This is a genomic window from Falsiroseomonas oryzae, from assembly GCF_027856955.1.
Classification (GTDB): Bacteria; Pseudomonadota; Alphaproteobacteria; order Acetobacterales; family Acetobacteraceae; genus Falsiroseomonas; species Falsiroseomonas oryzae.
In genome coordinates this window covers 1-2,395 of the sequence record NZ_JAPSMD010000630.1, presented here as the reverse complement: position 1 = coordinate 2,395, position 2,395 = coordinate 1, and the positions used below count along the sequence as shown (strand labels likewise).

Genomic DNA, 2,395 nt, shown 5'->3' with positions numbered 1-2,395 from the left:
CCGGCTGGGCGCCGCCGCCCAGCGCGCCCCAGGGCGAGGCCGGGCGCGCCGGCGCCGCATTCGCCGCGCCGCTCACCCGCTCCACGAAGCTGGTGATGATCCGGCGTTCCTCGTCCGTCATGGTGCTGTCTGGTCCTCTCTCCAAGGCGGTGCGCGGGAGGATCGCCCGGCAGGTGCCCGCGTCACCTTACCGGGAATTCATGCAATGGGGAACGTGGCCCAGGGTGTCAGGGTTTTCAAGCGGCATCCCTGTGACGATCCGTGACGCGCCCCGCTTGCGGCCATCCTGGCGCCCTCAGCCGACCCGGTCGGGCAGGCCGAGGCGCCGCCACTCGATCACCGGGCAGCGGTCCATCACCACGACCAGGCCCGCCGCCCGCGCACGTGCCGCCGCGGCCGCGTCCACGACGCCGAGTTGCAGCCAGACGGAGCGCGCGCCCAGCCGCACCGCCTCGTCGATCACCGCCCCTGCCTCGGAGCTGCGGCGGAACACGTCCACCATGTCGAGCGGCGCCGCCTGCGCCAGCGCGGACAGCGCGGCGCGGCCGTGGATCTCGCGGCCGGCCAGCACCGGGTTCACCGGCACCGCATCGTAGCCGCGTGCGAGGAGGAAGCCGAAGACGCCGTGGCTGGGCCGGCTCGGCCGGTCGGAGGCGCCGACGACGGCGATGCGCCGCGTCGCCAGCAGAAGGTCACGGATCCCGGCGTCTGTCATGGCGTCCGTCATGCGAATCGTGGCCTCCCAGGGCCGGGTTTGACAGCTGCGTGAGGCGCTGCCCACCCTGGCCGTGCAAGCAGGCAGGAGGGCCGTGTGTCGTTGAGCGTGACGCATCTCGAAGGCAGCGCGTTCCAGCAGTCGCGTGCCTTCTCGCCGGCCATCGTGACGCAGGGCGGCCGCATGGTCTGGCTCTCGGGCCAGACCACCACGACCGACCTGGAGGGCAAGGACATCTCCTGGGACTTCGCCGCGCAGGTGCGCACCTGCTACGCGCTGATCGACCGCACGCTGCGGCGGGCCGGCGGCGACCTGTCCTGCCTCGTCTACAGCACTACCTTCATCCTGGACCCGCGCCATGGCGACCTGCTGGTGGACCTTCGCAAGGAAGCCTTCCCGGGCGGGAAATACCCGTGCAGCGCGCTGATCACCGTTGCCGGCTTCGCGCGGCCGGGCATCCTGGTGGAGATCCAGGGCGTGGGGGTCGTGCCATGACGGGCCGTGCCGTGCATCGCCGTGCCGTCCTGGCCGCCGCGCTCGCTGCGCCGGCTCTCCCTTCAGCCACGGCCGTCGCGCAGGGTTTCCCGACGCGCCCTGTGCGCATCCTCGTCACCATCGGCGCCGGCTCCGCCGCCGACATCCTGACGCGGTCCATGGCGGAGGAGATGGGCCGCCGCCTCGGCCAGTCCGTGGTGGCGGAGAACCGCCCGGGCGCCGGCGGCAACATCGCCGGCGAGGTGGTGAAGCGCGCCGATCCGGATGGCCACACGCTGCTGATGGCCACCGTCAGCACGCATGGCATCAACCCCGCGCTCTACCGCACCATGCCCTTCGATCCGGTGGCGGATTTCGCACCGGTCACGCTCTGCGCCACCAGCCCCAACGTGCTGGTGGTGAGCCCCGACAGCCCGTTCAACAGCGTGGCCGACATCGTCGCCGCGGCCCGCGCGCGGCCGGGCGAGCTGACCTATTCCTCGGGCGGGTCCGGCACCTCGCAGCATCTCGGCGGCGCGGTGCTGGAGCAGATGACCGGCGTGCGGCTGACGCATGTCCCGTTCCGCTCGGCGCCGGAGAGCGTCAACGCGGTGCTGGCGAAGCAGACCACGATGACCTTCGCCTCCGTGCCCGTGGCGCTCGGCCAGGTGCAGGGCGGCCGGCTGCGCGCCATCGGGCTCTCCGGGCTGCGGCCGATGCCGGGCTGGCCGGAGGTGAAGCCGCTGGCCGAGCTCGGCCTGCCCGGGTTCGACGTGACGGCGTGGTTCGGCCTCGCCGCGCCCGCGCGCACGCCGGATGCGGTGGTGGCACGGCTGAACGAGGCGGCGCGCGCCGCGCTGGACACGCCCGCGGTGCGCGAGCGGCTGGCCGGCCAGGGCATGCAGGTGCTGGAGGGCGGCCCGGCGGAATTCGGCGCCTTCATCCGCAGCGAGATCGCGCGCTGGGCGCCGATCGTGCGGGCCAGCGGCGCGACGGCGGATTAGCGCCAGCGCCTATTCCAGCCCGATCGCCTGGTAGAGCCGGGCGGCGGGCGGCCAGGCGGCGGTGATCTCGGCCCGGTAGTGCCACATCGCCCACCCGGCCGCGCCGACCAGCGCCAGGGAGAGCAACCAGACCGCCGCCAGCGCGGCGGGCGAGCGCTCCGGCTCCGGCGGCGGCAGGCGACGCAGCGGCGGGGGGTCGATG

The 2,395-nt window shown here is 73.9% G+C and carries 4 protein-coding genes; 2 read left to right on the top strand and 2 right to left on the bottom strand.

All coding sequences use genetic code 11. The annotated features are described in order from the left end of the window. Positions 1-295: 295 nt before the first annotated feature. Positions 296-727: a CoA-binding protein gene (locus OZN99_RS29865; protein WP_270938847.1), complete on the bottom strand. Its 432-nt coding sequence runs from the start codon at positions 725-727 to the stop codon at positions 296-298. A 96-nt stretch (positions 728-823) separates the two neighbouring features. On the opposite strand from OZN99_RS29865, the gene OZN99_RS29860 reads away from it, so the two are divergent. Beyond that, complete coding sequence (locus tag OZN99_RS29860) at positions 824-1,210, top strand: RidA family protein (RefSeq protein WP_270938848.1); 387 nt, start codon at positions 824-826, stop codon at positions 1,208-1,210. Then, positions 1,207-2,193, top strand: a complete 987-nt coding sequence (locus OZN99_RS29855; RefSeq protein ID WP_270938846.1) for a Bug family tripartite tricarboxylate transporter substrate binding protein — start codon at positions 1,207-1,209, stop codon at positions 2,191-2,193. The genes OZN99_RS29860 and OZN99_RS29855 overlap by 4 nt, the downstream gene beginning before the upstream one ends. Before the next feature lie 9 nt (positions 2,194-2,202). Here OZN99_RS29855 and OZN99_RS29850 read toward each other — a convergent pair. Continuing rightward, positions 2,203-2,395, bottom strand: a 193-nt coding sequence (locus tag OZN99_RS29850; RefSeq protein WP_270938845.1) for a hypothetical protein, incomplete at its 5' end; no start/stop codon positions are given.

Bases quoted from the DNA above. Each gene is read 5' to 3' on its own strand.
- OZN99_RS29865 (WP_270938847.1), bottom strand. From the start codon at position 727: ATGACGGACGCCATGACAGACGCCGGGATCCGTGACCTTCTGCTGGCG.
- OZN99_RS29855 (WP_270938846.1), top strand. From the start codon at position 1,207: ATGACGGGCCGTGCCGTGCATCGCCGTGCCGTCCTGGCCGCCGCGCTC.